This window comes from Vreelandella salicampi (genome assembly GCF_013415105.1).
Classification (GTDB): Bacteria; Pseudomonadota; Gammaproteobacteria; order Pseudomonadales; family Halomonadaceae; genus Vreelandella; species Vreelandella salicampi.
Window position 1 is genome coordinate 64,038 of sequence record NZ_JACCDF010000006.1, and the last position, 26,854, is coordinate 90,891.

General features: G+C 53.8%; 28 protein-coding genes. 21 read left to right on the forward strand and 7 right to left on the reverse strand.

All coding sequences use genetic code 11. From position 1 onward, the window contains the following. The first annotated feature begins 7 nt into the window (after positions 1–7). Both msrA and HZS81_RS08405 read left to right on the forward strand, forming a co-directional pair. Positions 8–619 carry a peptide-methionine (S)-S-oxide reductase MsrA gene (gene msrA / locus HZS81_RS08400; RefSeq protein ID WP_179930107.1) on the forward strand — a complete coding sequence of 204 codons (612 nt, stop codon included), beginning with the start codon at positions 8–10 and terminating at the stop codon, positions 617–619. Positions 620–733: 114 nt separating this feature from the next. Beyond that, a complete protein-coding gene (locus HZS81_RS08405; protein WP_241697428.1) occupies positions 734–1,219 on the forward strand; it encodes a cytochrome c in 486 nt (161 codons plus the stop codon). A 26-nt stretch (positions 1,220–1,245) separates the two neighbouring features. On the opposite strand, the gene can is transcribed toward HZS81_RS08405, so the two are convergent. Next, entirely contained in the window at positions 1,246–1,893 is a 648-nt protein-coding gene (gene can / locus HZS81_RS08410; protein WP_179930109.1) for a carbonate dehydratase, read from the reverse strand. A 125-nt stretch (positions 1,894–2,018) separates the two neighbouring features. Here can and gorA point away from each other — a divergent pair, with 125 nt between their 5' ends. From gorA to HZS81_RS08430, 4 genes are all read left to right on the forward strand, one after another. Next, the gene (gene gorA / locus HZS81_RS08415; protein WP_179930110.1) at positions 2,019–3,398 is read left to right on the forward strand and encodes a glutathione-disulfide reductase; all 1,380 of its coding nucleotides are present in this window, start codon (positions 2,019–2,021) and stop codon (positions 3,396–3,398) included. A 236-nt stretch (positions 3,399–3,634) separates the two neighbouring features. Continuing rightward, the gene (ectA, locus tag HZS81_RS08420) at positions 3,635–4,213 is read left to right on the forward strand and encodes a diaminobutyrate acetyltransferase (protein WP_179930111.1); all 579 of its coding nucleotides are present in this window, start codon (positions 3,635–3,637) and stop codon (positions 4,211–4,213) included. A 100-nt stretch (positions 4,214–4,313) separates the two neighbouring features. After that, positions 4,314–5,582 (forward strand): diaminobutyrate--2-oxoglutarate transaminase, encoded by a 1,269-nt coding sequence (gene ectB / locus HZS81_RS08425; protein ID WP_179930112.1) that lies wholly within the window; start codon positions 4,314–4,316, stop codon positions 5,580–5,582. Positions 5,583–5,648: 66 nt separating this feature from the next. Continuing rightward, positions 5,649–6,041: an ectoine synthase gene (locus HZS81_RS08430; RefSeq protein ID WP_179930113.1), complete on the forward strand. Its 393-nt coding sequence runs from the start codon at positions 5,649–5,651 to the stop codon at positions 6,039–6,041. Between the two features lie 94 nt (positions 6,042–6,135). Here HZS81_RS08430 and HZS81_RS08435 read toward each other — a convergent pair whose 3' ends face one another. Continuing rightward, positions 6,136–6,696 (reverse strand): DUF3833 domain-containing protein, encoded by a 561-nt coding sequence (locus tag HZS81_RS08435; protein WP_179930114.1) that lies wholly within the window; start codon positions 6,694–6,696, stop codon positions 6,136–6,138. Positions 6,697–6,964: 268 nt separating this feature from the next. On the opposite strand from HZS81_RS08435, the gene HZS81_RS08440 reads away from it, so the two are divergent. From HZS81_RS08440 to yidD, 6 genes are all read left to right on the forward strand, one after another. After that, entirely contained in the window at positions 6,965–7,804 is an 840-nt protein-coding gene (locus HZS81_RS08440; RefSeq protein ID WP_179930227.1) for an ATP-dependent zinc protease family protein, read from the forward strand. A gap of 45 nt (positions 7,805–7,849) precedes the next feature. Further along, positions 7,850–9,373, forward strand: coding sequence for an inactive transglutaminase family protein (locus tag HZS81_RS08445; protein WP_179930115.1), 1,524 nt, complete (start codon positions 7,850–7,852; stop codon positions 9,371–9,373). Next, on the forward strand, positions 9,370–10,371 hold the full coding sequence (locus HZS81_RS08450) for an alpha-L-glutamate ligase-like protein (protein WP_179930116.1): 1,002 nt from the start codon (positions 9,370–9,372) through the stop codon (positions 10,369–10,371). Before HZS81_RS08445 ends, HZS81_RS08450 begins: the two co-directional genes overlap by 4 nt. A gap of 32 nt (positions 10,372–10,403) precedes the next feature. Further along, on the forward strand, positions 10,404–10,850 hold the full coding sequence (locus HZS81_RS08455) for a Fur family transcriptional regulator (RefSeq protein WP_179930117.1): 447 nt from the start codon (positions 10,404–10,406) through the stop codon (positions 10,848–10,850). A 55-nt stretch (positions 10,851–10,905) separates the two neighbouring features. Further along, entirely contained in the window at positions 10,906–11,352 is a 447-nt protein-coding gene (gene hisI, locus HZS81_RS08460) for a phosphoribosyl-AMP cyclohydrolase (protein WP_179930118.1), read from the forward strand. 61 nt (positions 11,353–11,413) lie between these two features. Continuing rightward, a complete protein-coding gene (yidD, locus tag HZS81_RS08465) occupies positions 11,414–11,677 on the forward strand; it encodes a membrane protein insertion efficiency factor YidD (protein WP_241697435.1) in 264 nt (87 codons plus the stop codon). A gap of 23 nt (positions 11,678–11,700) precedes the next feature. Here the strand turns inward: yidD and HZS81_RS08470 are convergent, their stop codons facing one another. Together HZS81_RS08470 and HZS81_RS08475 are read right to left on the reverse strand one after the other, a co-directional pair. After that, positions 11,701–12,108: a SufE family protein gene (locus HZS81_RS08470; protein ID WP_179930120.1), complete on the reverse strand. Its 408-nt coding sequence runs from the start codon at positions 12,106–12,108 to the stop codon at positions 11,701–11,703. Positions 12,109–12,169: 61 nt separating this feature from the next. Next, positions 12,170–13,354, reverse strand: a complete 1,185-nt coding sequence (locus HZS81_RS08475; protein ID WP_422141580.1) for a tyrosine-type recombinase/integrase — start codon at positions 13,352–13,354, stop codon at positions 12,170–12,172. Between the two features lie 204 nt (positions 13,355–13,558). On the opposite strand from HZS81_RS08475, the gene HZS81_RS08480 reads away from it, so the two are divergent. Next, on the forward strand, positions 13,559–14,638 hold the full coding sequence (locus tag HZS81_RS08480) for a DNA-binding protein (protein ID WP_179930121.1): 1,080 nt from the start codon (positions 13,559–13,561) through the stop codon (positions 14,636–14,638). A 57-nt stretch (positions 14,639–14,695) separates the two neighbouring features. Here the strand turns inward: HZS81_RS08480 and nfuA are convergent, their stop codons facing one another. Continuing rightward, entirely contained in the window at positions 14,696–15,316 is a 621-nt protein-coding gene (nfuA, locus tag HZS81_RS08485) for a Fe-S biogenesis protein NfuA (RefSeq protein ID WP_179930122.1), read from the reverse strand. A 251-nt stretch (positions 15,317–15,567) separates the two neighbouring features. Between nfuA and metH the strand changes: the two genes are divergently transcribed. From metH to HZS81_RS08505, 4 genes are all read left to right on the forward strand, one after another. Continuing rightward, positions 15,568–19,287, forward strand: a complete 3,720-nt coding sequence (gene metH, locus HZS81_RS08490; RefSeq protein WP_179930123.1) for a methionine synthase — start codon at positions 15,568–15,570, stop codon at positions 19,285–19,287. Positions 19,288–19,291: 4 nt separating this feature from the next. After that, positions 19,292–20,626, forward strand: a complete 1,335-nt coding sequence (locus HZS81_RS08495) for an MATE family efflux transporter (protein WP_179930124.1) — start codon at positions 19,292–19,294, stop codon at positions 20,624–20,626. A 153-nt stretch (positions 20,627–20,779) separates the two neighbouring features. Then, complete coding sequence (locus HZS81_RS08500; protein ID WP_179930125.1) at positions 20,780–22,435, forward strand: nitrite/sulfite reductase; 1,656 nt, start codon at positions 20,780–20,782, stop codon at positions 22,433–22,435. Beyond that, positions 22,425–22,967 (forward strand): DUF934 domain-containing protein, encoded by a 543-nt coding sequence (locus tag HZS81_RS08505; RefSeq protein ID WP_179930126.1) that lies wholly within the window; start codon positions 22,425–22,427, stop codon positions 22,965–22,967. The genes HZS81_RS08500 and HZS81_RS08505 overlap by 11 nt, the downstream gene beginning before the upstream one ends. A 63-nt stretch (positions 22,968–23,030) precedes the next feature. Here the strand turns inward: HZS81_RS08505 and smrA are convergent, their stop codons facing one another. After that, on the reverse strand, positions 23,031–23,621 hold the full coding sequence (gene smrA, locus HZS81_RS08510; protein WP_179930127.1) for a DNA endonuclease SmrA: 591 nt from the start codon (positions 23,619–23,621) through the stop codon (positions 23,031–23,033). A gap of 89 nt (positions 23,622–23,710) precedes the next feature. Here smrA and HZS81_RS08515 point away from each other — a divergent pair, with 89 nt between their 5' ends. The 4 genes from HZS81_RS08515 (at position 23,711) to HZS81_RS08530 (ending at position 25,846) form a co-directional block, all read left to right on the forward strand. Next, positions 23,711–24,217 (forward strand): gamma-glutamylcyclotransferase family protein, encoded by a 507-nt coding sequence (locus HZS81_RS08515; protein WP_179930128.1) that lies wholly within the window; start codon positions 23,711–23,713, stop codon positions 24,215–24,217. Beyond that, the gene (gene wrbA / locus HZS81_RS08520; protein WP_179930129.1) at positions 24,214–24,834 is read left to right on the forward strand and encodes an NAD(P)H:quinone oxidoreductase; all 621 of its coding nucleotides are present in this window, start codon (positions 24,214–24,216) and stop codon (positions 24,832–24,834) included. The genes HZS81_RS08515 and wrbA overlap by 4 nt, the downstream gene beginning before the upstream one ends. Beyond that, positions 24,834–25,229, forward strand: coding sequence for a DUF2069 domain-containing protein (locus HZS81_RS08525; RefSeq protein ID WP_179930130.1), 396 nt, complete (start codon positions 24,834–24,836; stop codon positions 25,227–25,229). Before wrbA ends, HZS81_RS08525 begins: the two co-directional genes overlap by 1 nt. A gap of 146 nt (positions 25,230–25,375) precedes the next feature. Next, the gene (locus tag HZS81_RS08530) at positions 25,376–25,846 is read left to right on the forward strand and encodes a c-type cytochrome (RefSeq protein ID WP_241697436.1); all 471 of its coding nucleotides are present in this window, start codon (positions 25,376–25,378) and stop codon (positions 25,844–25,846) included. A gap of 79 nt (positions 25,847–25,925) precedes the next feature. Here HZS81_RS08530 and HZS81_RS08535 read toward each other — a convergent pair whose 3' ends face one another. Next, entirely contained in the window at positions 25,926–26,603 is a 678-nt protein-coding gene (locus tag HZS81_RS08535; protein ID WP_179930132.1) for a cytochrome b/b6 domain-containing protein, read from the reverse strand. Between the last annotated feature and the right edge of the window lie 251 nt (positions 26,604–26,854).

Sequence of the window (26,854 nt, forward strand, 5' to 3'; positions counted from 1 at the left end):
CGACGTTATGACACTCTTTACAGGCGCACTTCCCGGGCGTGGCACACCGATTCCCACCAGTGAACGACACGTGGTCAATGGCGAATCACTTCACCCGCCGTTCCCCGAAGGATACGAAACACTCGTGGTTGGTATGGGCTGTTTTTGGGGTGCTGAGCGCCTTTTTTGGCAGCTGCCCAGCGTACACGTCACAGCCGTCGGTTACGCTGGCGGCGAAACGCCCAACCCTACGTATGAAGAAGTTTGCACCGGGCGTACCGGGCACGCTGAAGTCGTGTTAGTGGTATTCGATCCTACGCAAACGGACGTGGAAACCCTACTTCAGGTTTTTTGGGAGAACCACGATCCAACACAAGGGAATCGCCAGGGTAACGATATTGGCCCTCAGTACCGCTCCGCTATCTACACCACCAACAAGGCACAGCTTGAACGCGCTAAGCGCAGCGCCGATGTCTATCAGCAGCAACTGACCCGCGCAAGGCGAGGCGACATCACGACGGAAGTCAAACAGCTTGATACTTTCTATTACGCCGAAGCCTACCACCAGCAGTATCTCGAAAAAAATCCCGGCGGCTATTGCGGCTTAAAAGGGACCGGCATTAGCTGCCCGATCAACTGAGCATTAAAGAAACACCGCCACTAGAGGTATGTTGATACAATGCTTGATGTATCCGATTTATACAAAGCTGGGGGCCTTGCTCCCAGACGCTCTACCTGCTTGGTGAGATCATCTTTGTTAGGTTTTGTCGTTATTGCCGCAATAACACTCGCCACGACAGGCGCTTATGCTGATTCACATGGAATCTCAGCACCCAAAGACGTAGACGAAACGCGCTTTGAAAGCGAGCGTGAAGCGGTCATGTGGCGCCAGCAAGAATTGAAAGATATTGAAAGTTTATTGCGTCAACTGCGCTTTGATCTAGTGAACAACCGCGATGCAAAAGCGGCGGCGCCACGGTTAAAAGAGCTGAAAGAGCGCGCTAGTGCCGACAATCTCATACCGGCGTATATTGTCGGCACGCATGGGCACGGCTCCGATGCACGTCCCGAGATTTGGGAAGAGTGGGGCCGCTTTGAGGACGGGTTTTACGATTTGGAACAGCGCATTGATACGCTAATAGACGCCGCCAATGCGGAGGAGTACCGCGCGGCGGCGAAAGCTCTTTCAGAAGTCGGGGATAGCTGTAAAGGCTGCCATCGTCAATATCGCTACGATTAACGCATTGAGATGACTAAGCGGCGTTGTTAGCTGCTCGGTTGTAGACGGTCAATACGGTAGAGCGTTTCTACCTGAGAAAGGCCCGTCACCGTGCAGTTAAGGTCTTTCACAAGACCGTCTTTTAAGCCGTAAACCCAGCCATGGACGGCAATTTCATCGCCGCGCTGCCAGGCTCGTTGTAATATCTTGGTGCGACAAAGGCTGTTGACTTGCGCTTTAACGTTTAGCTCACACATGCGATCAATCTGTTCATCCAGCGTGAGATGATCGAGCGAGCCGCGATGATGATTATAGAGTTCACGTACTGAGTGAAGCCAGTAGTCGACAATTCCGCATTCACCCCCGGTAACCGCCGCTTTAACGCCCCCGCAACCGTAGTGGCCCACCACCATGATGTGTTTCACTTTCAGCACATCCACCGCGAACTGAACCACGGAGAGAGCATTCATATCGGTATGGTGCAGTAAGTTTGCCACGTTACGGTGCACGAAGACTTCGCCTGGCGGCAGGTCGATAATTTGGTTTGCTGGCACACGGCTATCGGAGCAGCCAATCCAAAGGTAATCGGGATTTTGTTGCCGTGATAGTCGCGCAAAGTAGTCGGGATCTTGTTCGCACATTTGTTCCGCCCATGCGCGGTTATTGGCTAACAGGGTATCAATAGGATTGGGCATAACCTTATCTCGCAGCTGTAACGTAAAATTCATCGATGAAAACCTAAGCGTTTTAACCTTACCACGGTGCTAGGTCAATAACGCGCCGGATACCCAGCAGCTAGATTCAGCCTTAGGAGCCGAGAATGACAGATGTAACACGCTACGAATACGATCTCTTTGTGATAGGTGCAGGCTCAGGTGGCGTCCGTGCTGCGCGTATGGCAGCGGCCGAAGGCGCATCAGTCGGTATCGCGGAAGATCGCTATCTTGGCGGCACGTGTGTCAACGTAGGTTGCGTGCCGAAAAAACTCTATTCATACGCAGCACATTTTCACGATAGCTTTGATGATGCCGCAGGATTTGGCTGGCAGTTGCCCGGACCGGCAACGTTTGACTGGACCACTCTACGGGAAAACAAAACAGGGGAAATCAAACGCCTTAACGGCATTTATCAGCGCTTACTCGAAAGCGCGGGCGTCACGCTGTACAACGCTCGTGCAAGCGTTGTGGACGCGCATACCGTGATACTCCATACCCCGGAAGGTGAGCAGAAAATCAGTGCCGAGAAGATTTTAGTCGCGACCGGTGGCTGGCCTTGGGTACCAGACTTTCCCGGCAGTGAGCACGCCATTGATTCCAACCGCGTGTTTGACCTTGAAACGTTTCCAGAGCGTTTTTTGGTCCTTGGCGGCGGTTACATTGCCGTTGAGTTTGCGAGTATTTTTAACGGGTTAGGCAGCGAGACCGAACTTATTTATCGCGGCGATTTGTTCTTGCGGGGGTTTGATCAAGAAGTGCGCGAATTCACCCGTGATGAAATGGCCCGTAAAGGCGTAAACCTGCACTTCAACACCAATATTGCGCAAATTGAGCCAAGCCAGGGCGCTTATCTTGTCACGTTGACCAACGGTGATACGCTTGAAGTCGACGCTGTGCTCGCCGCCACCGGACGCCATGCGAATGTAGCAGGGCTGGGGCTAGACACACTAGGGATTAATCTCGACGAACAGGGAAAAATCCCCGTTAACGAACGCTTTGAAACAGCTGTCCCGTCGGTGCTCGCTCTTGGCGATTTGATAGCCGGGCCAGAGCTTACGCCAATTGCACTGGCAGAAGCGATGCAGTTGGTTGATATCCACTTTAAGCAGCTCTCGCCAGCAGCCCTGGATTATGCCACGATTCCGACCGCGGTTTTCTGCCATCCCAATATCGGCACCGTGGGCCTTTCCGAAGAGCAGGCCCGCGAACGTGGGGATATTCGCGTTTATCGTACCGATTTTCGCGCGATGAAACATACGCTCTCTGGCAGCCAAGAACGTACGTTAATGAAACTAGTGGTCGATGACGCAACCGACGTGGTTTTGGGTGCCCACATGGTCGGGGAGGAGGCCGGCGAAATTATGCAGGGAATTGCCATTGCGGTGCGTGCCGGTTTAACTAAGGTCGATTTTGATCGTACCGTCGGAATTCATCCAACGGGGGCGGAAGAGTTTGTCACGCTACGCAGCTTAGCGCGTCGTTAAGGCGTTTGTATCTGACACTTTCAAGGCGGGCTTTTGCCCGCTTTTTTATGATTGGGATGCATTGTAGAAAAGTCGTCTAAACTGAAAAAAAGCGCCTTAAAAGGCCATCCCAATTCATAGCACTCAAGTTGCATAACAAAAATTTATAGAATAGCCGTTTGTAAATAATTTGATTTTTGAATTGCTCATAAGCAGCTGTTATAATCCTTCCGAAATCGCAAAAGCGAAGCATAACTATGACCACCCCAATACAGCCGTTTACTCCCTCTGCGGATCTTATTCGACCCACCGTTGCCGATGCGGTTGTGGGGCATGCCGAAACCCCACTCTTTATCCGTAAGCCTAACGCTGACGATGGCTGGGGCATTTATGAACTGATCAAATCATGCCCCCCGCTTGACGTGAATTCTGCCTACGCCTACTTACTGCTTGCCACGCAATTCAGGGATACCTGTGCGGTGGCAACCAATGAAGAAGGCGAAGTAGTGGGATTTGTATCGGGTTACGTCAAAGACAACGCGCCCGATACCTACTTTCTTTGGCAGGTTGCCGTAGGAGAGAAAGCACGCGGCACCGGGTTAGCCCGCCGCTTAGTTGAAGCGATCATGTCGCGCCCTGAACTCAGCGATGTGCACCACCTGGAAACCACGATCACGCCAGATAATTTGGCCTCGTGGGGACTGTTTCGCCGCCTAGCAGCGCGCTGGCAAGCACCGCTTAATAGCCGCGAATACTTTTCTACCGAACAGCTCGGAGGAGAGCACGACCCGGAAAACCTAGTACGCATCGGTCCCTTTCAAACCGATACGATCTAACACAGCGTTTTTCCGCCCGTGTTTCTTTTACGCTTTTTTACTTAGCAGTACATTACTTAGCACTACGCTTTATTGTCATAATGATCAAAGGAGGTCTCTAATGCAGACCCAGACGCTTGAACGCATGGAATCGAATGTACGTACCTATTCACGCTCTTTCCCAGTGGTGTTTACCAAGGCGCAGAACGCGCGCTTGACCGATGAAGAAGGCCGTGAATATATCGACTTCCTCGCCGGCGCTGGCACGCTTAACTACGGCCACAATAACCCGCACATGAAAGAAGCGTTGGTGGAATACCTTGCCAGCGACGGCATCGTACACGCCTTGGATATGTGGACAGATGCCAAGCGTGACTACTTTGAAACTCTGGAAACGCTGATTTTTAAACCGCGTGGCTTGGATTACAAAGTTCACCTACCGGGGCCGACAGGCACCAACGCGGTAGAAGCGGCCATTCGCCTAGCGCGCGTTGCGAAAGGCCGGCCTAATATCGTCACTTTCACCAATGGTTTCCATGGCGTCACCATGGGGGCACTCGCCACCACCGGTAACCGCAAATTCCGCGAAGCCACGGGCGGCATTCCGACCCAGGGTGCAAGCTTTTTGCCTTTTGACGGCTACATGGGTGAGCACACCGACACGCTGGATTACTTTGAAAAGTTGCTAAAAGATAAATCCGGTGGTTTAGATGTGCCAGCGGGCGTGATCGTTGAAACCGTGCAAGGCGAGGGCGGCATTAACGTATCCGGTCTTGAGTGGTTAAAGCGTTTGGAAGATATTTGCCGTGCGCACGACATCCTATTGATCATCGATGATATTCAAGCAGGCTGTGGCCGTACCGGCAAATTCTTCAGTTTTGAGCACGCCGGTATCGTGCCTGACATCATTACCAACTCGAAATCTCTTTCTGGCTTCGGTCTGCCGTTCGCGCATGTGCTGATGCGCCCCGAGCTGGACCAATGGAAACCGGGTCAGTATAACGGCACTTTCCGTGGTTTTAGCCTGGCGATGGTAACGGCAACCGCGGCGCTAAAAAAGTATTGGAGTGATGATACCTTCGAGCGTGATGTACAGCGCAAAGCCCGTATTGTGGAAGAGCGTTTCCAGAAGCTTGCGGCGAAGCTGAGCGATAATGGCATGCCGGCGACAGAACGGGGTCGTGGTTTGATGCGAGGTATCGACGTCGTATCGGGTGATATTGCGGATAAAATCACGGGCAAAGCGTTTGAACGCGGCCTGATCATCGAAACCAGTGGCCAAGACGGCGAAGTCGTCAAATGTCTGTGCCCGCTAACGATTACCGATGAAGACCTGTTAGAAGGTTTGGATATTCTTGAAGCCAGTGTTAACGCCGTAATTAGCGAATAAACGCAGACGTCATGCAAACTGCATAGAATGGCCTAATCGTAGGGCCACTTCAAATGAGGGAAAAATATGATCGTTCGTAATATAGAAGAAGCTCGCCAGTCAGATCGCCTAGTGAAAGCAGAAAATGGCAACTGGGATAGCACGCGTCTGGTATTGGCAAACGACGGCGGTAATTTCTCATTCCACATTACCCGTATTTTTGAAGGTACGGAAACCCATATTCACTATAAGCACCACTACGAATCCGTTTACTGCATCGAAGGCGAAGGCGAAGTGGAAACCTTAGCAGACGGTAAAATTTGGCCAATCAAACCCGGCGATATTTACATTCTCGATCAGCACGATGATCACCTGCTGCGTGCCCACAAAACCATGCACTTGGCTTGTGTCTTCACGCCGCCGATTACCGGGAATGAAATCCACCGCGAAGATGGCTCTTACGCACCGTCTGAGGACTAAACACAGGCTTACTAAACACAGGCTTTACGCTGTTATCAGCCCGCAGAATCACATGCGGGCTGTTTTCTATCTAATACCTATTTCTATCTAATACCTACCTCTGCTCAAAAATCAGCGTGATTTCGCCCAACGTTACACCAAACTTACGCATGGCAGTACGGTTGATAAGTCGCCCATCTGGCTGAAGATACATCCAATCATCCATCGTAAAACTAATCGTGCGGCCACTGATCTCGATATCTAGCGGGTAGCGCATGTGGAAAGCATTGCCGTATTGGCGCGCGTCAACTTCGCCTTCGACATCGCTTGCACGGCCAATCCAGTGATGTGCGTCAACACGCTCGAACGTCCACACACGGTGATCTTTATCACCATTGGCGAAAACGAAAGACTCGTCTAACGTTAAGACATTGCCATCATAGTCACCGTCGATATCGACGGTAAATTGGCGCTGTAGTTCGCCACTGTAATCCTGGACAATCCCCCAAGCACGCGTGCTACCGGCGAAATACTCGCCAATATCCAGCTTGGGTTCGCGATCAACGTATTGCTCAACGTCAACGCCGGTACAGCCAACAAGCATCAGAAGCACTAACACCAAGAACCAATGTCGATAAGCAGTGGGGATGTTTCGGATGAGCAAAGCATGGGTCATAAGCGCCTCCAAATAAATCATACAAACATCATATAGCGTATAGCAATGGTAGAGTATTTTTCGGGCTGGCGCAGCCACAATACGTTGCTATTAAGAATAGCTAAACCGTATTACCCTTTAGTTCGCATAATATATATTATGTTAAATAAGGAATTTTAATTTTTCAGGTGCCAAACGAAATTGGAATGACAATGTCATTAGTACAGTTGGACAGTACGATAGCGACTCCTTATCATTTCAATCCTATGAATAAAGGATGCGTCACACCATGCGCCACGGTTTTATTTGGGTAGCGGCAGCCCTGTCTCTGTCATTAACGGGTTGTGCTTTGTTGCAGCCTAACAATGATACTCCCCCACCTCTCAGTGAGCCGGCCTTCCATGCGCGCATCAATGAGCTAGCCCAAGATGTTTCAACACAGTGCAATCCACCTGGCACAGTGGAACAAGCTCAGCACGAGCGCCAAGTTTTAACGGCCGATGTGCGCGAAGTAGGTAGTTTGCTGCGGCACCTACGTCAAGATATTCAAACATTACAAGCGCGCGGTGGTGAGCCGGTTATCGTGCGTGAGGAGTGCGAAACTCACGATGTGCTAGACACCAAAACCCTGCTTGGACGCAATGAATGGGTAGGCTTGCCTGGTATTGGCACCTACTTAAAAGCCCGCGTTGATTCCGGTGCTAACACCTCGTCGCTTTCTGCCCGAGAGATCACGCGCTTTGAACGTGACGGAGAAGATTGGGTGCGGTTCAAACTCGCCCTTAATGACGATGATGTTGCGGTTGAGGAAAAACGTAATGAATGGATTGAAGCGCCGGTTGAGCGGCGTGTACGTGTTATTCAATCCACAAATGATGAGGGTGATTCGAGGCCCGTCATATCACTACTGATGACACTCGGGCCGATTCGCGAAAACGTCGAATTTACGCTCAATAACCGTTCGCATCTAAGCTACCCGGTTCTGCTAGGTCGCCGGTTTTTACTCGATATTGCGCTTATCGATGTTGCAGAAACTTACCTGCATTCACGCCCTGAATTCCCCGGCGGTGAGCCATCGGAAGAATCAGCAGCTGATGAAGCTGTCGACCAAGATGATAACGAAGAGTAGCGCTATCAGGCGCGCTTAACACTAAAAAACATAAGGGCTTGATGCATGTCTCGGCTTCCCTTTTATGCCATTGTTGGCCTTTTACTTATTGCGGGCATCGCCATGAGCGTGCACCGGCATCTGCAGTTTGAGATTCCCTGGCTTCCCGGCGAACAGCGCCAAGTGTGGGAAGTGGAAGCGATGATCAATTTTAACGCGCAAGATGGCCCGGTAGAGGTTGACTTCTCCCTGCCCTCTCACCAACAAGGGTTTCGCGTTTTAACCGAGAACACGGCCTCCTCCGGCTATGGTTTGGCTTACCACGCTGACGAGTTTGGGCGTCGTGCTCAGTGGACCATTCGCGAGGCGGCAGGCAGCCAGCAACTGTATTATTCAGCGCAAATTCTGGTCTCGCCGGAGGCGCAGATGACCTCTCAAACAGCCCCTGAACTCCCCCCCGAGACGCCGTGGGAGCGCCCTTACGACACTGCCGCCACCGAGGTGATCGAGCAGGCTTGGGCACGCAGTGCCGATAATGCCACCTTCGCCCGAGAGTTAATCCGCGATGTAAACGGTGATCGCCAAGGGGAGAATGCCCGCCTTTTGTTGACCCAGTTTGAGTCTACGGAGCTGCTTGTACGGCTCTTGAACCAAGCTGGCGTTAAAGCACGTGCGATTAGCGGTTTGATGCTTGAAGACGGCCGCCGCCGTCAAACCTTGAGTAACTGGATTCAGGTGTTTAGCGACAACGAAGATCAGTGGTGGTTGTTCCATCCGAAGAGCGGTGAACAAGGCAAGCCAGAGAACCTGCTGCTTTGGGAAACGGGCGGCCAAGCCATTCTTGAAGTACAAGGCGGAACGAATTCACGTGTCACCTTCTCGATGCTTACCCACTCTCAGCCCGCGTCAGCGGCTGTGCGCAATCATTTATCCGATGACACCCTGTTGAACTTCTCTATTCACAGTTTGCCACTCGAAGAGCAGGCGCTTTTCCAAACGATTCTGCTGATTCCGATCGGTGCGCTGATGGTGGTGTTGCTACGCGTGCTGGTCGGGATAAAAACATCCGGCACCTTTATGCCGGTATTAATTGCCTTGGCTTTTATTCAAACGTCGCTTTCAACCGGCTTAGTAGGCTTTTTACTCGTAGTGTCAGTCGGCCTTGTGATTCGCAATTACCTGTCTTATTTGAACCTACTGCTTGTCGCGAGGGTATCGGCGGTTATCATTACCGTCATTGCAATTATTTCTGTCTTCTCTGTATTAGCGTACCGAGTAGGGCTAAACGCAGGGCTGACCATTACGTTCTTCCCGATGATCATTTTGGCCTGGACCATTGAGCGCATGTCGATTCTTTGGGAGGAAGAAGGCCCTAAAGAAGTCCTTATGCAAGGGGGCGGCAGCTTAGCTACGGCGGTATTGGCCTTTTTGGCGATGAATAACCCGGTGGTGCGCCACATCACGTTCAATTTCTTAGGTGTACAGTTTATCTTGATGGCGTTAATACTGATTTTGGGTAATTACACAGGCTATCGCCTCTTGGAATTGCGCCGCTTTAAACCCATCACCGATGACGAGCCGAAACCATGAGCTGGTGGAAGCAATGGACGTGGCCGTCGCGACTGCGCAGCAAAGGCATTATCGGTATGAACCGCCGCAATATTCGTTACATTGGGCGCTACAATGATCGCCGTTTGTATCCGCTGGTGGACGATAAGCTCAAAACGAAACTGCTTGCCCAATCACACGGTATCACCACACCTGCCCTTATCGGCACGGTAGAAACGCAGTTTGGCGTTAAGCATATTGGCAATATTCTCAAAGGCCACCAAGGGTTTGTGATCAAACCAGCGAAAGGCAGCGGAGGTAAAGGCATATTAGTCATTGAGCAGGTTAGCGACGCCAATGACTTTATTAAGCCAAGTGGCGTTCGCCTTTCGCTCACGGATGTTGAGCGCCACGTCTCGAATATCCTCTCAGGCCTTTATTCGCTTGGCGGCTCGCCCGACGTGGCCGTGATCGAAACGCTTATCAACTTTGATGAAAGCCTGATGGCCTATACCTACGAGGGCGTGCCCGACATCCGTGTGATCATCTTTAACGGCTACCCCGTGATGGCCATGATGCGACTCTCGACGGCCGCCTCCGATGGCAAAGCCAACTTACACCAAGGGGCTGTCGGCGTGGGGCTCGACATGGCAAGCGGTTGCGCGTTGCGTGGCGTGCAGTTTGATCGCCCTTGCACCCATCACCCAGATACGGGTCACGACCTTGCAAGCTTGGTGGTGCCGCAGTGGGAAACGCTGCTGAACCTGGCCGCTAGCTGTTATGAAATGACCGGACTGGGTTACCTTGGCACCGATATGGTACTAGACCGCCAGCATGGACCGATGCTGCTGGAATTAAACGCTCGCCCCGGACTTGCTATACAAATGACCAACGGCGAAGGCTTACGGCGGCGTTTGGACCTGATTGAGCGTCAACCCAGCGGCGTGTCACCCGAAAAGCGTGTGGCTTTTGCTCAGTACCACTTCGCCCGCCGTAGCGAGCTGCTCGATAGCACTGACACGCCGCCGGCAAGCGCGTAAACTGCGCAAACCTGGACGCATAGAGGGAGCTCATGCCTCAAACAACCACGCTACTTCAGCAAGCCGCCTCGCAGTGCCAAGCACGCGGTGTGCGCTTCACGCCGATCCGCCGTAAAGTGCTTGCGCTGATTGCCCAAAGTGGCGGCGGCCTTAAAGCTTACGACCTGCTGGATCAGCTCACTACCGAGCATGCGGCCGCACGCCCACCCACGGTATACCGGGCGCTCGATTTTTTGATCGAACAAGGGTTGGTCCACCGCATTGAGTCGCAAAATGCTTATGTTGCCTGCGCATGCCCGGAACATGCCCACGGCTTTCAGCTACTGATTTGTCGCGGTTGCGGTCATGTAGAAGAGATCCATCTAGATGAAATCAGTGATCAGCTCGCTGCCCGTGCCGAACGCAAGGGGTTTCGTGTTGAGCGCCAAACCATTGAACTGCAAGGACTATGTGCAACCTGTCAAACCGCGCGGGGGTAACGATTGTTTCACGCCGCGCGCCTTTGTCTCTATTTTTCGTTCGTGAGTTAGCTATATGTCATCGTTATTCAAACAGTTAGAGCGCGCCACCCCAGAAGATACTCTACCCCCAACATCCGCCCTGCTGGACGCCGTAACGTACAACGACCAGGGGCTGATTCCCGCTATCGCCCAGCAGCATGACAGTGGCGAGGTATTGATGATGGCATGGATGAACCGTGATGCGCTGGAAGAGACACTACGTACCGGTCGCGTGTGTTACTACTCGCGTTCGCGCGGCAAGCTGTGGCGTAAAGGCGAATCATCGGGACAGCAGCAACAGTTAAAATCCGCTGCATTAGATTGCGATGGCGATACGTTGCTGCTTCAAGTAGAGCAAACGGGGCCTGCTTGCCACACTGGTCGGCGCAGCTGTTTTTATGTGGCCATTACGCCAACACGTGCCCATATCACCAGTGAACCGCTCATCGACCCCGCCGAACTCTATGGCCAACGCAGCTAATCGCTTCTTTGTTCGCTTCAAAAAGAGGCTTCGGCGTTTTTTTATTGTGCTGCTAACCGGCATGGTAAGAGGCTATCAGCTGGTGATAAGCCCCCTACTCGGCCCGCGCTGTCGTTTCTGGCCGAGTTGCTCGTCTTACACCATTGAGGCCATTCAGGTGCACGGGCCATTAAAAGGCACCTGGATGGCGGTCAAGCGGATGGCCAAATGCCACCCGGGTAGTGACGGTGGGTTAGACCCTGTTCCCGGCGGCCCGAGTGAAAAGCTCTGCCAAGAAGACGAAGAGCTGTGTTGTTCACCAAACAAGCGCCCAACGCTCAAATAGACGCTTTGTCCAACTATTCACCATTATGCTTCTTTCGCCACGCGATAAATGCGCTCAAGCATCGCGTGTAAGCCGTTACTGCGCGTTGGAGAAAGGTGCTTATCCAGCCCCAAATCGCCCAAAAAATGCGGCTCGGTTGCGGTAATTTCCTCAGCGGTACGCTCATTATAGATACGCAGCAGCACCGCTATTAGCCCAGAGACAATCGCCGCATCGGAGGTGGCGCTGAAGATGAGTTGGTCACCCTGCTGCTCATGGCGCACCCAGACATTGGATTGGCAACCTTGAATTTTATACTCGTCGGTTTTCCACTCATCGGGGAAATCCGGTAGTGCCTTGCCCATATCGATAATGTATTGATAACGATCCATCCAGTTATCAAACATCTCAAACTCTTCAATTAGTTCTTGCTGCGCCTGCTCGGTGCTCATTACACGTCCTTTTAATCAGTATTAGGTTAGGAAATAGAAAGTTGAACGTATTATAACGCGCTTACACTTTATCCGGCGAAGACGCTAGCGGATAAAGCGCCGCCAAACGGTGGCGCTGCTGCTCATCGTGCCACTGATGCGCTTCTGTATGCAGATAACGCGACGTCGTTTCCAGCCTGGCGTGGCGGGCACTCTCCGCCAAATAACGCAGGCTAACTCCGGCTTGCGCTTGGTGGGTAATGGCCGTGTGGCGCAGCCAATGCGGCGTCGCGCTTTGCAGTGCCGCGATGTAAGCAGGCGACCCCTCTTCGTCTTCTAGCGCCTTGGCGGCGTCTTTAAAGCAGGCTCGGATTAGCCGGTAAAGCTGATTGTCACCAATGGCGCGTTTACCGTCCAATGCACGTAATAGAGGTGTGGCTTCTTGATGTTCAGGCTGAGGGGGCAAGCCTAAGGTTTTGCGCCACTCGGTGAGATAGATAAAGAAGTCATCCGGCACCGGTACGTGTGCAAGCTTGTCGCCCTTCCCTACCACGTGCCACCACCACCGGCCTTCGCGGCGGTAAAAGTCGCCCATTTTCGCTGCGGCCATTTCGCTAATCCGCGGGGCCAGCAGGTAAGCAAAGGCAAAAATGATCTGTTGCCTTGCCCGCTCAAAATGCGCACGAGGATGTGCGTTTGGCAGCGGACGATGCAGCCAGCGCCAAAACCACGCCCATAGGGGCTGCTCAAAGTAGCGCTCTACCTGCAGCGTTTGGTTATTGAGGCGACGAGATTTATCGCGCATCAGCCGAAAGGGGTTGTACTCAACCCACCCCGCTTCCACCAGCCAGCTAAACATCCCCTGCAAGATGATCAAACTCTGGCGCCGGCTTGCCGGCGATAACGGCCCGCGCATCGGCCGCCACTCAGGGTGATGGCGAGGCTTCGTCGGGCCGACCCACTGTGTTCGAGGTTGCGGGTCGGCAAGGAAGTCTTCAAAGCGTGATAGACAGTGGCGATCCACATCGTTAAGCATCCGCCCTTCTGCACATAGCCACAGCAACAACCGCTCGGCCTCGCGGCGATATGCACGCAGGGTTTGTGGGCTTTCGCTGTACTCAGCAAGCCAATGTGTAACCGCTTCTACATCACTGTCGGCATTAATGCGCACCTTACCCACGCTGCTGGGTAACGCATGCAGCTCCCCGACTAAATTCGTGTCCGCTAGGCGGCGCGGCGCTGGCACGGTGGGTTTTGGCTCTTTCACGGAGGCTCCTATCAACCTGAGCGTCTAATCTGCCAGTACGCGTGTATAAATTCAAGATAATGCGGGTAATCTTGAATTTATATTCAATATCATAAATAAAATTACATAATACGTAATATGTAATTATTGCGCTTTTCAGATATACGCCGCACAATAATGGCGTTTGCTTTCAGGTCGAGCTTGATTTAACCCCAGGAGCTTTGGATGGCACGTAACGGCATTCAATACAGCGATGTGCAACACGCCATTGACCAACTGATATCTCGCGGTGATACGCCCAGCGTGCAGCGCATCCGCGAGGTCTTAGGTACCGGTAGCTTCACGACCATCAGCGAGCACTTCCGCCACTGGCGCAGTGAACGTGCGCAAAACCGCGATGTGCCGCCTCCCAAAGGCATACCCGATGCCATCGTTACGCTGGCGTCGGATATGTGGCAGCAGGCACAGGAAGTCGCTAACGAAGGGCTCGCCCACTACCGCGAAGAGGCAGATCGCCAAGTGGTAGACGCGCAAATGCAGGCCGAGGATGCACAAACGCACGCGGCCAATGCCGAGCAGCGCGAAAGCGCGCTTGCCGAGCACCTACGCCATATGGAAACGCGAGTAGAAGCGCTGAGCGGTGAACTCGCCGAAGCGGCCACTCAGCGTTCGCGCTGGAAAGCGGAAAGTGAGCGTCATGAACAGCAACTAAAAGCCGCGAATACCCAGCTTGATGCTTTAGCTCAGCAACTTAGCGAGCAGGAACAAAAAAGCCGCAATACATTCGCGCAACAACGTGAGGCGTGGGAGGAAAAACTCACTCAGGAGCAACAGCGTAACGAAGCCACCGAAGGCAAGCTGATGAGGCTTCTGGACAGCGTTCGCCAGGAGCGAGCGGATGAGGAGAAAGCGCTGAACAAGCGCATACAACATCACGAAAAGCGCCTTGAAGCCCTTAGCGACAGCGTAAAAGCGGAGCAACAGGCACGCCACCAAGCCGAAGCTCGGCAAGAAGCCACCGAGCAGGCGCTTGCCCAAGAGAGACAAGCCGCCAAGCAGCATGAAGAAGAGGCTAAGCGCTTACAAAGCGAACTCGTTAACGCTCGCCAAGCCCTCGCTGAAACTAAGCGCGAACATGAGGCGCTGGCTAAACGTCAGTCAGAACAGTGGCAAAGCGAGCTCTGGCAAAGCGTTCAGGCGCTGCAGCGTCAAGTATCCACCCTACCTGATTCATTACGCTTGCAAGCATCACGGGAAGATGAGGACAAAAACCAGGATGATAAAAACGAAAACGCCCCGCGTTAAGCGGGGCGTGACACGAGGCTATAAATCGTGATTGAACCATCTACATTGCGTTATGGTTTAACGATAATAAGCGTTGGTGGTATCAGAGTGATCAGTCACATCACGAATACCTGCAAGCTCGGGAATGCGTTCAACCAGCGTTTTTTCCACGCCATCTTTTAGCGTTAAATCCACCGCTGCACAGCCTTGGCAACCGCCACCAAAGGCAAGTATCGCCACTTGATCTTCGGTGAGCTCGACTAACTTGATCTCCCCGCCGTGCGCAGCAAGCCCAGGATTAATTTCACTGTAGAGCACATAATTAACGCGGTCTTCCAATGGACTATCAGCGTTTACCTTGGGCATCTTGGCGTTGGGCGCTTTGATCGTAAGCTGCCCACCCATGCGGTCGGCATTAAAATCCACCACCGCCTCGTCTAAAAACGGCAAGCTGTTTTTATCCAGAAAGACGTTAATCTTCTCAAGTTCAACTTTTTGATCCGTGGGCTCTTCTTCGCCGGGGCGGCAGTAAGCCAAGCACGTTTCTGCATATGGCGTGCCTGGCTGAGTGATGAAGATGCGCACCGCAATACCTTCGACATTTTGCTTTTCTAAAAGCTCAGAAAGGTAATCTTGGGCGCTTTCGGTAATCTCGATACCTTTTACTTCTTCTACGGTTTCTTCTGCTGTCGTGCTCATGAGGGGTATTTTCCTCCCGTGGCAGTGGCAAAGGCCACTTCACATTTCATTTGTTGTTATGGTAAGCCAAAACGGGTCGATGACACAATCCCGACCGTTTTAGTAGGCTTTTGCCACGTTGAAGGCTGCCACCGCGCTCACGCTCTGCTATCATACCTGCCCTTTATAATATCTTATTAAAACACTCTCTTTGCCGCTGGCAACCGCGGCGCTGAAGACGTTTACTGTGACGCTGGAGATTTCCCCCTGCCATGTCTGCTAGTGCCTTGACCGCGACGCCTACCCAACGCCTTAAAGACGCTCTTGAAAAGCGCATCATGATCCTCGACGGCGGCATGGGCACCATGCTGCAAAACGCCGAGCTGAGCGAAGAGGAATTTCGTGGCGAGCGCTTTAGTGACTGGCCGTCAGATCTCAAAGGCAATAACGACCTATTGGCGCTGACCTGCCCCGATGTCGTCACACGGATTCATCGCGACTACCTTGAAGCCGGTGCCGATATTATTGAAACCAACACATTCAATAGCACGCGCCTGTCGCAGTCGGATTACGGCATGGAAGATTTGGTGCCGGAAATCAACCGCGAGTCAGCGCGCCTGGCCCGCGAAGTATGCGATGCGGTTGCCAGCGAGACCGGCGTTCCACGCTTTGTTGCCGGTGTGCTGGGCCCGACCTCGCGCACGGCGTCCCTCTCACCGGATGTCAACGACCCGGCTAAGCGTAATGTCACCTTTGATGAGCTTTGCGAGAACTACCGCGAAGCGGCCATTGCCCTGATCGAGGGCGGCGCTGACCTGATTCTGATCGAGACGATTTTCGATACGCTCAACGCGAAAGCCGCCATTTATGCCCTAGAAGAGCTATTTGACGACCGCGGCGAGCGCTTGCCGGTGATGATTTCTGGCACCATCACCGATGCTTCCGGCCGCACCCTCTCCGGCCAAACCACCGAAGCTTTCTGGAACTCGGTCCGCCACGCTCAGCCCCTTTCAGTGGGGCTTAACTGCGCCCTGGGGGCTGAGGAGTTGCGCCCTTATTTGGAAGAGCTTTCCACCAAAGCCGATAGCTTTGTCTCAGCCCACCCGAACGCTGGGCTACCCAATGAGTTCGGTGAGTATGATCAAACGCCGGAAGAAATGGCAGCCATCGTCAGCGAATTCGCCCAAAGCGGGCTCGTCAATATTATCGGCGGCTGCTGTGGTTCCTCGCCGGAACACATCCGCGCGATTGCTGAGTCCGTCGCGGACATGGCGCCACGTGAAATTCCCATGCGTAACGCGGCCTGCCGCCTATCAGGGCTTGAACCGTTTAACATTGCGGCTGACTCACTGTTCGTCAACGTCGGCGAGCGCACCAACGTCACTGGCTCGGCTCGATTTAAGCGTTTGATTGTAGAGGAAGATTTCACCACTGCGTTAGAGGTTGCACTGGAGCAGGTCGAAAACGGCGCCCAGATCATCGATATCAACATGGATGAAGGCATGTTGGAATCGCAGGAAGCCATGGTGCGCTTTCTCAATCTGATTGCTGGCGAGCCCGATATCGCCCGCGTGCCGATCATGATCGACTCCTCCAAATGGGAAATTATCGAAGCCGGCTTGAAGTGTGTGCAGGGCAAGGCCATCGTCAACTCGATCTCGCTCAAAGAGGGGGAAGCGGCCTTTCGCGAACAGGCAACCAAGTGCCGCCGCTTCGGCGCTGCTATCGTCGTCATGGCGTTCGATGAAGAGGGCCAAGCCGATACCTTTGCGCGTAAAACCGAAATTTGCCAGCGCGCCTATCGACTGCTGGTTGATGAAATCGGCTTCCCGGCGGAAGATATTATTTTCGACCCTAATATCTTCGCCATTGCCACCGGCATTGAGGAACACAACAACTACGCCGTCGATTTTATCGAGGCGACACAGTGGATTCGTGAACACCTGCCCCACGCCATGGTGTCCGGTGGCGTTTCTAACGTCTCATTCTCGTTTCGCGGCAACAACGCCGTGCGCGAGGCGATCCACTCCGTTTTCCTCTATTACGCCATCCGCGCGGGCCTCACCATGGGAATCGTCAACGCCGGCCAGCTGGCGGTGTATGACGATTTACCCACCGAGTTGCGTGAAGCCGTTGAAGACGTGGTGCTCAACCGTCGCGATGACGCTACCGAGCGGCTCTTAGATATCGCCGAACAGTACAAAGGCGATGGCAGCGGTGCTGCCAAAAAAGAGGACCTTGCCTGGCGCAGCTGGGAAGTCAACCAGCGCATCCAGCACGCTTTGGTCAAAGGCGTGACGGCTTACATCGAAGAGGACACTGAAGAGGCGCGTCAAGCGGCAACCCGCCCCATCGAGGTTATCGAAGGCCCCCTAATGGACGGCATGAACGTAGTGGGCGACCTGTTCGGTGACGGTAAAATGTTCCTGCCCCAGGTGGTGAAATCAGCCCGCGTGATGAAACAGGCGGTAGCGTATCTCATTCCTTACATCGAAGAGGAAAAGGCCGAGCTGTCCCAAGGTGAGAGCCAGACCAAGGGCAAGATCGTCATGGCGACCGTCAAAGGGGATGTCCATGATATCGGCAAAAACATCGTCGGCGTGGTACTGCAGTGTAACAACTACGAAGTCATTGACCTCGGCGTGATGGTACCCACAGAAAAGATTTTGCAGGCCGCCGAAGAACACAACGCCGATATCATTGGCCTTTCGGGCCTGATCACGCCGTCGCTGGATGAAATGGTCCACGTCGCTAAGGAAATGCAGCGTCGCGGTATGAGCCTTCCGCTTTTGATCGGCGGTGCCACCACGTCAAAAGCGCACACGGCAGTAAAAATCGAGCCGCAATACGAACACCCGGTGATCTACGTTACCGATGCGTCGCGGGCGGTTGGCGTCGCGGGACGTTTGTTGACCGAAAATCTTAAGCATAGCTACGTAGCGGAGATTCGCGCCGAGTACGAAAAAGTCCGCGAACGCAACGCCAAACGCCGCCCCAAAGCGGCAGACTTAAACTACGAGCAGGCGCGCAAGCGACGCTTCCGCACCGATTGGACCGCCTATACCCCGCCGACACCCAACGTCGCCGGGCTCACGGTTTTCGATGATTACGACCTCGAAGAACTTATCGAGCGCCTCGATTGGACGCCTTTTTTTATGAGTTGGCAACTCGCCGGTAAGTACCCCAAGATTCTGGATGACGAAAAAGTTGGCGAAGTCGCACGAAACCTGTTTGCCGATGCAAAGAAGATGCTGCGTAAACTGATCGATGAAAAACGTGTTCAGGCACGCGGGGTGATCGGTTTTTGGCCAGCGAATACCGTGGATGATGATGTCATTGAAGTCTACCGCGACGACGAGCGCCGCGAAGTGGTGGAGCGGCTACACCACATTCGTCAGCAAACCACCAAAGGGCGCGATGGTCTCTGCTATAGCCTAGCTGATTTTATTGCCCCAAAAGCAAGCGAACAGCCTGATTGGATTGGCGGTTTTGCGGTAACCACCGGCCACGGTGTGCACGAACTAAGTAAAGCCTATGAGGCTGCCGGCGACGATTACAACGCTATTATGGTACAGGCGCTCACCGACCGCTTGGCCGAGGCCTTCGCGGAGCGCATGCACGAACGCGTGCGTAAAGAATTCTGGGGCTATGTTCCCGAAGAGACACTAAACAACGACGCCCTTATTGCTGAAAAGTACCAAGGCATTCGCCCCGCACCGGGCTACCCTGCCTGCCCCGATCACACCGAAAAAGCCACGCTCTTCCGTTTACTCAATGCCACCGATAACACCGGCCTTGAATTAACCGAGAACTTTGCCATGTGGCCGGCGGCAGCGGTATCGGGTTGGTACTTCTCCCATCCACAATCGAAGTATTTCTCGACGGGGAAAATCACCCGCGATCAAGTCGAAGTCCTTGCGGAGCGTAAAGGCATGACGCTTACCGAGCTAGAGCGCTGGCTTGCCCCTGTGCTCTCTTACGACCCGAGCTAAATCCATGGTGCTGATGGGCCGTCGGCGACGTAAAGTCATGCGCTTGGCGCTGCCGATCATGTTAGGGATGCTGTCGCAAAGCGTGCTCAATCTCATCGACGCCGCCCTGGTAGGCTCACTGGGTGAAGTCGCCCTCGCCGGCATCGGCGTGGGTGGCTATGCGATGTTTATGATGACGGCGCTTGTCTTCGGGCTATCTTCCGGGGTGCAATCGCAAACTGCTCAACGCACCGGGGCGCAATGCGCCACACCGGCTCAACCGCTTAACGCCGGGCTGCTGATCGCGTTAGCTGTAGGGCTTCCATTGACGTTAATTGCTTGGTGGCAAGCACCGCTTATCATCCAGCTAATGACGCAAACAGACGATGTGCACAGCGTTGCCGTAGATTATTTTCGCTGGCGCGTGGTGTCGCTTAGTGCCATCGCGATGACGCTGTGTTTTCGTGGGTATTGGAACGGTCGTCAATATACAACCCTTTACCTGCGCATTATTGTCGGCGTTCACGTGCTTAATGTGTTCGCCAGCATCGGGCTGATTTTTGGCTACGCAGGGCTGCCGCAAATGGGGGCCAGCGGTGCAGGCGCCGGTACTACGCTTTCACTTTTCATCGGGCTACTGGCGTGGCTGGTAGTCAGCATTAAGGGGGCTTGCCAGCAGGGTTTTTTGCAGCGCTTGCCTTCTCCGCAACAATTTCGCCACACGCTAGTGCTAGCATTTCCCCACTCCTTGCAACAACTCTGGTTTGCCGCTGGCTATGCGATATTGATCTGGATGCTCAGCCAAATTGATACCGCCAGTGTTGCCGTCGGCCACGTGCTCATTAACTTATCGCTTTTGTTAATTCTGCCTGGCGTGGGGCTGGGCGTGGCAGCCATGAGCCTTGTTGGTGAAGCGTTAGGACGGGAGGCACGCCAAGAGGCGCACCGTTGGGGTTGGGATGCCCTTGGCGTTGCCTGGCTGCTGCTTGCACTATTGGCGCTTCCGATGCTGTTTTTCCCCAGTGCACTGTTGGGGCTGTTTTTCCATCACGAGGCGTTAATCGCCCTGGGTCGACTGCCGCTACAACTCACCGGGGCGATGATTGTGCTCGATGCCGCCGCGCTAGTACTCGCGCAAGCGCTGATGGGCGCCGGCGCCCAACGCACCGTGATGACGTTAACACTTAGTATGCAGTGGCTGGTGTTTTTACCGCTTGCCTGGTGGGTCGGAGTTATTCATGAATATGGCCTAATAGGCATTTGGCTCGTGCAGCTGGTGTACCGGTTAATCAACTCGCTAGCGTTTGTATGGATTTGGCAGCGTCGGAAATGGGCATCTCATTTTTTAAATACCATTTAGAAATAAAAAGATAATTATATATTCTTTTGTCGCATATGCGGCCCCGCGTTAAGGTGTGTTTACTCTTAGCTTTAGTATTTTTGGTTAACCACCTTGGCTAACAACAGCGTGTCGTTCCGCTCGACACCTTCGCATTAAGCAGGACCGTGCCCCATGTACCGCTATGATACTCATGACCAAACGTTGGTAGATGAACGTGTCGCTCAGTTCCGCGATCAGATGGATCGCTATCGCGCCGGGCGTTTGGGAGAGGAAGAGTTTCGTCCATTGCGTCTGCAAAATGGACTCTATATCCAACGACATGCGCCGATGCTGCGCATTGCGATTCCGTATGGCATGTTGGCCGGCTATCAGCTGCGTGCGTTGGGCGACATCACCCGCCGCTATGACCGCGGCTATGGCCACTTTACAACGCGCCAGAACCTGCAGCTAAACTGGCCGGCGATCGAAGACGTGCCGGATATTCTGGCAGATCTGGCCAAGGTGCAGATGCACGCCATTCAGACCAGCGGCAACTGCATCCGCAACACGACCAGCGACCAGTTTGCCGGTATCGCCAACGACGAAGTCGAAGACCCGCGCCCCTGGTGCGAGCTGATCCGCCAATGGTCAACCCTACACCCTGAATTTGCCTACCTGCCGCGCAAGTTCAAAATTGCCGTGAGTGGCGCCTCGCAGGATCGTGCAGCTATCCAGGTTCACGATATCGGTCTACGGCTGTGGTACAACGACGCGGGCGAATTACGCGTCAGGGTACTCGCCGGTGGTGGCCTGGGCCGTACGCCGATGATCGGCGATGTGGTCCGCGACGACCTGCCCTGGCAGCACCTGCTGACCTATCTAGAAGCCTGTGTACGGGTGTACAACCAGTTTGGCCGCCGTGACAACAAGTTCAAGGCGCGGATTAAGATCCTGGTTAAGGCGCTGGGTATCGAAGAGTATCGCCGCCGCGTCGAGGAAGAGTGGGCGCACTTGAAAGACGGCCCACAAACGCTCAATCAGGCAGCCGTTGATGCGGCGAAGGACCACTTCCCCGAGCCGGAACGTCGCGAGGTGGGTGAAGCCGCCGTGGCGGCGTTCGAGCGTCTACGCCAGGAAGACCGTGGCTTTGCGCGTTTTGTGACAAATAACGTGACCGCTCACAAGGTTTACGGTTACAAGGCCGTAACGCTATCGCTGAAGCGCCGTGAACACGCCCCGGGGGATGTAACGGCCGACCAGATGGACGCGATCGCCGACCTCGCCGACCGCTACAGCTTCGGTGAAGTCCGCGTGACCCACGAACAGAACCTGGTCCTTTCAGACGTGCCGGTGGATGAGCTCGAAGCACTCTGGAAAGAACTCGACGCCCTGGGTATGGCTAATCCGACGGTAGGCACGCTCAACGATATTATCTGCTGCCCCGGCGGCGACTACTGCAGCCTGGCCAACGCCGTGTCGATCCCCATCGCCCAGGCCCTGCAGGAACGTTTTGAAGACCTCGACTTCCTCTATGACCTGGGTCCGCTGGATCTTAATATTTCCGGCTGCATGAATGCCTGTGGCCACCACCACGTAGGACATATCGGCATCCTTGGTGTTGATAAGAAAGGCGAGGAGTACTACCAGGTATCGATCGGCGGCAACTCCACCGACGACGCCTCACTGGGTAAAATTCTCGGCCCCTCGTTCTTCCGTGAAGACGTCCCCAGTGTGGTCGAGAAAGTTCTCCAGGTGTATGTTTCACAGCGCCACGAAGATGAGCGCTTCCTGGATACCTATCGCCGTATTGGCCTGAAACCCTTTAAGGAGCACGTGTATGCCAAGTAACGCCACGGCGAGCGATGCGCCATCAACAGCCCCGGTGCACGTCGACCATCTGATTGCCGACGGTGAGCTGGCGACGGAAAATGCCTGGTGCGTCTCCTACGATGCAGAGGCACTGCCCGAGCAGCGCCCTGCCTTCGTACCCCTTTCACTCTGGGAAGCCAATAAGGAAGACACTGAACTAGCCCCGCTGCTGGCCAGCGACTGTGAACCAACAGCCGAGCTGGTCAAGAGCATCAGCGCGACCCCGGCGGTTGCGATTGATTTTCCGGCGTTTACCGACGGCCGTGGCTACTCGATCGCGCGTCTGTTACGCGAGCGTTTTGGCTATCGCGGTGAAATCCGGGCGGTGGGGGATGTGCTGGTCGACCAGTTGAATTACATGCAGCGTTGCGGTTTCAACACCATGGCCCTGCGCGACGATCAGCACCCTGACGATGCCCTGCGCGCCCTGAACGCCTTCAGCGTGCGCTACCAGACCGATGTCGAAGAACGCCAGGCGCTGTTTGAAAAACGCCTGAACGCTGACCGCTAAGCAGCGCAATCGTGGTCACTCCCAAAAGGGGTCGCCAATGGGCGGCCCCTTTTGCGTTAGCGGTCAGCCCCGCCGCTTCTGCTGGCGTTCGCGGTTATTAGCCTTGGCCCGGTCACTCTTGCGCAACATGACCCAAGTAGCCCCCAGCCCACCGTCGGAAGACTGCGCCGAAATATAGGCTTGTACTTCGTCAAACTGCATAAGCCATTTAGCTAGATAGGAGCGCAAAACATTGGCAGGACTGTCGATATCTCGTCCCCGGCCATGGACAATCAATATGGATCGCAGGTCGTGAGCATAGGCATCGTAGATAAAGGGAAAAAGCAGACGTCGACACTCCGCTAACGGTCGACGATTAAGATGAAGCTGAGCTTGCACCGAATACCCACCGTGCTTGAGCTTATCCACGACGCCCTGCTGAATGCCTTCACGACGAAACGTGATCGGATCAAACGGTGGCACCAGATCAACAAAATCATCCGAAAGAAAATTGCGCTCACCTAACGTTTCTTGTGCCGACTCACGCCTTGCGCGCTGCGCCTCTGTTGCAGCGGTGCGTTTTTTCCCCGTTTCCGCTCGGTTGTGGCCTCGTAACGGTTTCACATCCCCCATCATTGCCCTGAAATCCCGGTCATCACGCAGCGACTGATTCATATTGAATTCCTCCGGCAGGTCGAAAGCGCATCGTAGCAAAAGCAGGCACAATGCTTAAGCATTCGATATGGGACAATAAAGGAAACACCATGACGTGCTTAACACGTTTCGCTGTACTTTTACTGATCGTGCTTGCAGGTATAGCCACTTGGTTATGGCTGACCATGCTTAGCCCCTGGTTTTATGATCGACCTGACAATCTTTCCCCGATTCAGTCGCACCCGCATCATGTATTTGTGTATGGCACGTTGACATACGCGCCGGTGCGTTTGGTAGTCATGGGCACACTCGCTGATCCAGAGCCAGCTAGGCTTGAAAACTTCACACGTGAAGGGCTGGATATCGCGCCCGCGCCGGCTGAGCATATTGATGGGCTACGGTTGACCGTTACGCCTGAAGAGCTGGCGCGGTTAGATCGCTACGAACGCTTAGGGATTCGTTACGAGCGGGTAAAACTCACCCTCGCAGACGGCACCAACGCCTGGGTTTACCGCCGTTTACCCGAGTCTGCTAACATGGGCAGCCCTATTTTTGATGCGATAATCATCGCTATGCATATCCAGAAAGAGTTTGCCCAGAAAGAGACCGCCCAATGAGCGCTAACCAGCCGTATATTCTTGTGTTGTATTACTCCCGCAGTGGCGCAACCGCGACCATGGCACACCAAATTGCTGAAGGTGTTGAACGTATTGCCGGCATACAGGCTCGCCTGCGCTGTGTGCCGCCAGTATCGTCCACCTGTGAAGCCGTTGAGCCAGAAATCCCGGAAGAAGGCGCCATCTACGCCGAGCTTGACGACCTGCGCGACTGCGCCGGGTTAGCAATAGGTAGCCCCACGCGTTTTGGCAACATGGCTGCTCCTATGAAGTACTTTCTCGATAGCACCAGTAACCTATGGCTCAATGGCGCGTTAATCGATAAACCCGCCTGCGCGTTTACCTCGTCATCGAGCCTACATGGCGGCCAAGAAAGCACGTTACTTACCATGCTGGTGCCACTGTTGCACCACGGAATGGTATTTGCCGGCCTGCCCTACAGCGAAACCGAACTCATTGAAACGCAAGCAGGCGGAACACCGTATGGAGCAAGCCACGTAGCGGGTGCGCGCAGCGACCGCCAAGTTGATTCAAGCGAAAGAGCGCTCTGTGCCGCTCAAGGTAAGCGCATCGCCAGGCTAGCGCTGGCACTACTATCTATGCGTGAGGGGGCTTAATGCGTCAGTGGCTTGAAAACGTCGAACAGCAGTACGGGCTGGATAACCTAACCCTGCACTCGCGTCAATTAGTGGTCATGAGCTATTCAGCGCTTATGTTACTGATGCTTTATCGCGGCTTCTTGCTTCAAGGGGAAACGTTTAACTGGCGCCCTATCGTCGCGTTTATACTTCCCCTTGTGCTGTTTTTACCTTCTATTATTGGGCGTCGGCCACGCGGGCATGCCTGGTTGGCTTTTGTCAGCCTGCTCTATTTTACTCAAGGCGTGATGGTGGCCACATTGCCTAGCCAAGCACTACGGGGCGTAGTGGAAGCGCTGGTCTCCTTGGCGCTGTTCACCGGCTGCATGTTTTATGCCCGCTTTCGCAGCCGTCAGTTACAGTTTCGCCAATGATCAATATCACGTGAATTATCGATAAAATGCTGGATCGCTCGCCTTAGCTGCTATCATTATAAGGTCAGACGCTTTAGCGCTTGATCGCGCGCAGTTCACTGCCGTTATTTACATGAGAACGATTCACTACAGAGGATCAGACCGTGATGCGCAAATTAAAAGGCAACTTACTCGCTACGGCCGTTGCCATGACGCTGGCAACCGTCGGCATGGCACAGGCAGCAGATCCCACCGATGCTATCGAATATCGTCAATCTGTTTTTAGCGTGATGGGTTGGCACTTCGGGCCGATGGGCGATATGGCTAAGGGTGACATCGACTACGATGCTGACGAGTTTGCCCGCCGCGCAGAGGCCATTAGCACCCTGGCTTCCCTGCCCTGGGAAGGTTTTATTGAAGGCTCATACATTGGCGACGGACATGGTGTGAGCACCGATGCAAAAGCTGACATCGCCGATAACCCCGACGATGTGCAAGAGCGTGTGCAACGCTTTACCGCAGACGCGGCGACATTGGCAGAGGTAGCGCAAGAAGGAGACTTCAACGCCTCGCGCCGCGCCTTTGTAACAGTGGCCGATGCTTGCAGCAACTGCCACGACGATTACCGTCAAAAATAAGAAACTGCTAACAACTATTCAGAAAGCACCCGCTGGGAAGCGCACGCTTCTCAGCGTTTTTGTTATTAACCTTCATTACTTACCCAAGCCAAAATGTAAGTGTGACCGTCATTCCCACAAGAACAGCCACTAACGCCCATCCCCAACGTATTTTCACCTCGCCCAATGCCGGGTGATCCACCGGCGGATGCGCAAGCGTTTTAACACCGGTAATCATCGCCTTTACCAGCTTTTCCCCCATAAGTCTATGCACCACAATCGCCGCCAAGTGCAACCCGATAAGCACGATCAAAAGATTGGAATTAAGTCGATGCCAGCTCATGAGCGTTTTGCTTACATCATCGCCAAAAAGGCCATGAAGTGGCCCTTGGAAGAAAATATCGTCGCTTAAAAAAAGCCCGCTAACTGCTTGAAACGTTAACGATAGCAGCATGATCATGACCATCCAGCCACCCAGCGGGTTATGTCCCGCGTAAGATTTAGGCAAGCGCTGGATCACCCCTTTCGCGTAACTAAGTGAACCAGACGGCCCCACAAGGAAGGTTCGAAAGCGTGCGTAGTCACTACCCACCAGCCCCCAAAGCCAACGGAAAGCCAAGAGCCCAAGCACGGTGTAACCCGCTTGCGCATGCACCTCGATAGGGAATAAAAACGGCGCCCCGCTGGTTTCTATAGTGTAAAACGACATTATCACGGCGCCCACCAACCCCCAGTGAAATACTCGAACGAAAATATCCCATACAAAAATGTGACGCATTACTTTTAGCTCTCTGGCAACCTTGGAAGAATCGTGAGTTTCGCATTTATCCCCTGATTCTCATAGAATGCGAGGCAGTTCGTCGCAGCAGTTAACCGTTAAATATCGGCGCCAATGGATTACCGCTTATCATTGCCGGGGTACTGGACGCGGGGATTCACCTATGGCGGCGCAACACACTCGTATCCATTATTTTAGGCGCAGGGACGTGCAAATCGGGGACTCCGTCTTATAACAAAAAGAGCGCTTGA

Bases quoted from the DNA above. Each gene is read 5' to 3' on its own strand.
- msrA (WP_179930107.1), top strand. From the start codon at position 8: ATGACACTCTTTACAGGCGCACTTCCCGGGCGTGGCACACCGATTCCC.
- can (WP_179930109.1), bottom strand. From the start codon at position 1,893: ATGCCCAATCCTATTGATACCCTGTTAGCCAATAACCGCGCATGGGCG.
- gorA (WP_179930110.1), top strand. From the start codon at position 2,019: ATGACAGATGTAACACGCTACGAATACGATCTCTTTGTGATAGGTGCA.
- ectA (WP_179930111.1), top strand. From the start codon at position 3,635: ATGACCACCCCAATACAGCCGTTTACTCCCTCTGCGGATCTTATTCGA.
- ectB (WP_179930112.1), top strand. From the start codon at position 4,314: ATGCAGACCCAGACGCTTGAACGCATGGAATCGAATGTACGTACCTAT.
- HZS81_RS08430 (WP_179930113.1), top strand. From the start codon at position 5,649: ATGATCGTTCGTAATATAGAAGAAGCTCGCCAGTCAGATCGCCTAGTG.
- HZS81_RS08435 (WP_179930114.1), bottom strand. From the start codon at position 6,696: ATGACCCATGCTTTGCTCATCCGAAACATCCCCACTGCTTATCGACAT.
- HZS81_RS08440 (WP_179930227.1), top strand. From the start codon at position 6,965: ATGCGCCACGGTTTTATTTGGGTAGCGGCAGCCCTGTCTCTGTCATTA.
- HZS81_RS08445 (WP_179930115.1), top strand. From the start codon at position 7,850: ATGTCTCGGCTTCCCTTTTATGCCATTGTTGGCCTTTTACTTATTGCG.
- HZS81_RS08450 (WP_179930116.1), top strand. From the start codon at position 9,370: ATGAGCTGGTGGAAGCAATGGACGTGGCCGTCGCGACTGCGCAGCAAA.
- HZS81_RS08455 (WP_179930117.1), top strand. From the start codon at position 10,404: ATGCCTCAAACAACCACGCTACTTCAGCAAGCCGCCTCGCAGTGCCAA.
- hisI (WP_179930118.1), top strand. From the start codon at position 10,906: ATGTCATCGTTATTCAAACAGTTAGAGCGCGCCACCCCAGAAGATACT.
- yidD (WP_241697435.1), top strand. From the start codon at position 11,414: ATGGTAAGAGGCTATCAGCTGGTGATAAGCCCCCTACTCGGCCCGCGC.
- HZS81_RS08470 (WP_179930120.1), bottom strand. From the start codon at position 12,108: ATGAGCACCGAGCAGGCGCAGCAAGAACTAATTGAAGAGTTTGAGATG.
- HZS81_RS08480 (WP_179930121.1), top strand. From the start codon at position 13,559: ATGGCACGTAACGGCATTCAATACAGCGATGTGCAACACGCCATTGAC.
- nfuA (WP_179930122.1), bottom strand. From the start codon at position 15,316: ATGAGCACGACAGCAGAAGAAACCGTAGAAGAAGTAAAAGGTATCGAG.
- metH (WP_179930123.1), top strand. From the start codon at position 15,568: ATGTCTGCTAGTGCCTTGACCGCGACGCCTACCCAACGCCTTAAAGAC.
- HZS81_RS08495 (WP_179930124.1), top strand. From the start codon at position 19,292: ATGGTGCTGATGGGCCGTCGGCGACGTAAAGTCATGCGCTTGGCGCTG.
- HZS81_RS08500 (WP_179930125.1), top strand. From the start codon at position 20,780: ATGTACCGCTATGATACTCATGACCAAACGTTGGTAGATGAACGTGTC.
- HZS81_RS08505 (WP_179930126.1), top strand. From the start codon at position 22,425: ATGCCAAGTAACGCCACGGCGAGCGATGCGCCATCAACAGCCCCGGTG.
- smrA (WP_179930127.1), bottom strand. From the start codon at position 23,621: ATGAATCAGTCGCTGCGTGATGACCGGGATTTCAGGGCAATGATGGGG.
- HZS81_RS08515 (WP_179930128.1), top strand. From the start codon at position 23,711: ATGACGTGCTTAACACGTTTCGCTGTACTTTTACTGATCGTGCTTGCA.
- wrbA (WP_179930129.1), top strand. From the start codon at position 24,214: ATGAGCGCTAACCAGCCGTATATTCTTGTGTTGTATTACTCCCGCAGT.
- HZS81_RS08525 (WP_179930130.1), top strand. From the start codon at position 24,834: ATGCGTCAGTGGCTTGAAAACGTCGAACAGCAGTACGGGCTGGATAAC.
- HZS81_RS08530 (WP_241697436.1), top strand. From the start codon at position 25,376: ATGCGCAAATTAAAAGGCAACTTACTCGCTACGGCCGTTGCCATGACG.
- HZS81_RS08535 (WP_179930132.1), bottom strand. From the start codon at position 26,603: ATGCGTCACATTTTTGTATGGGATATTTTCGTTCGAGTATTTCACTGG.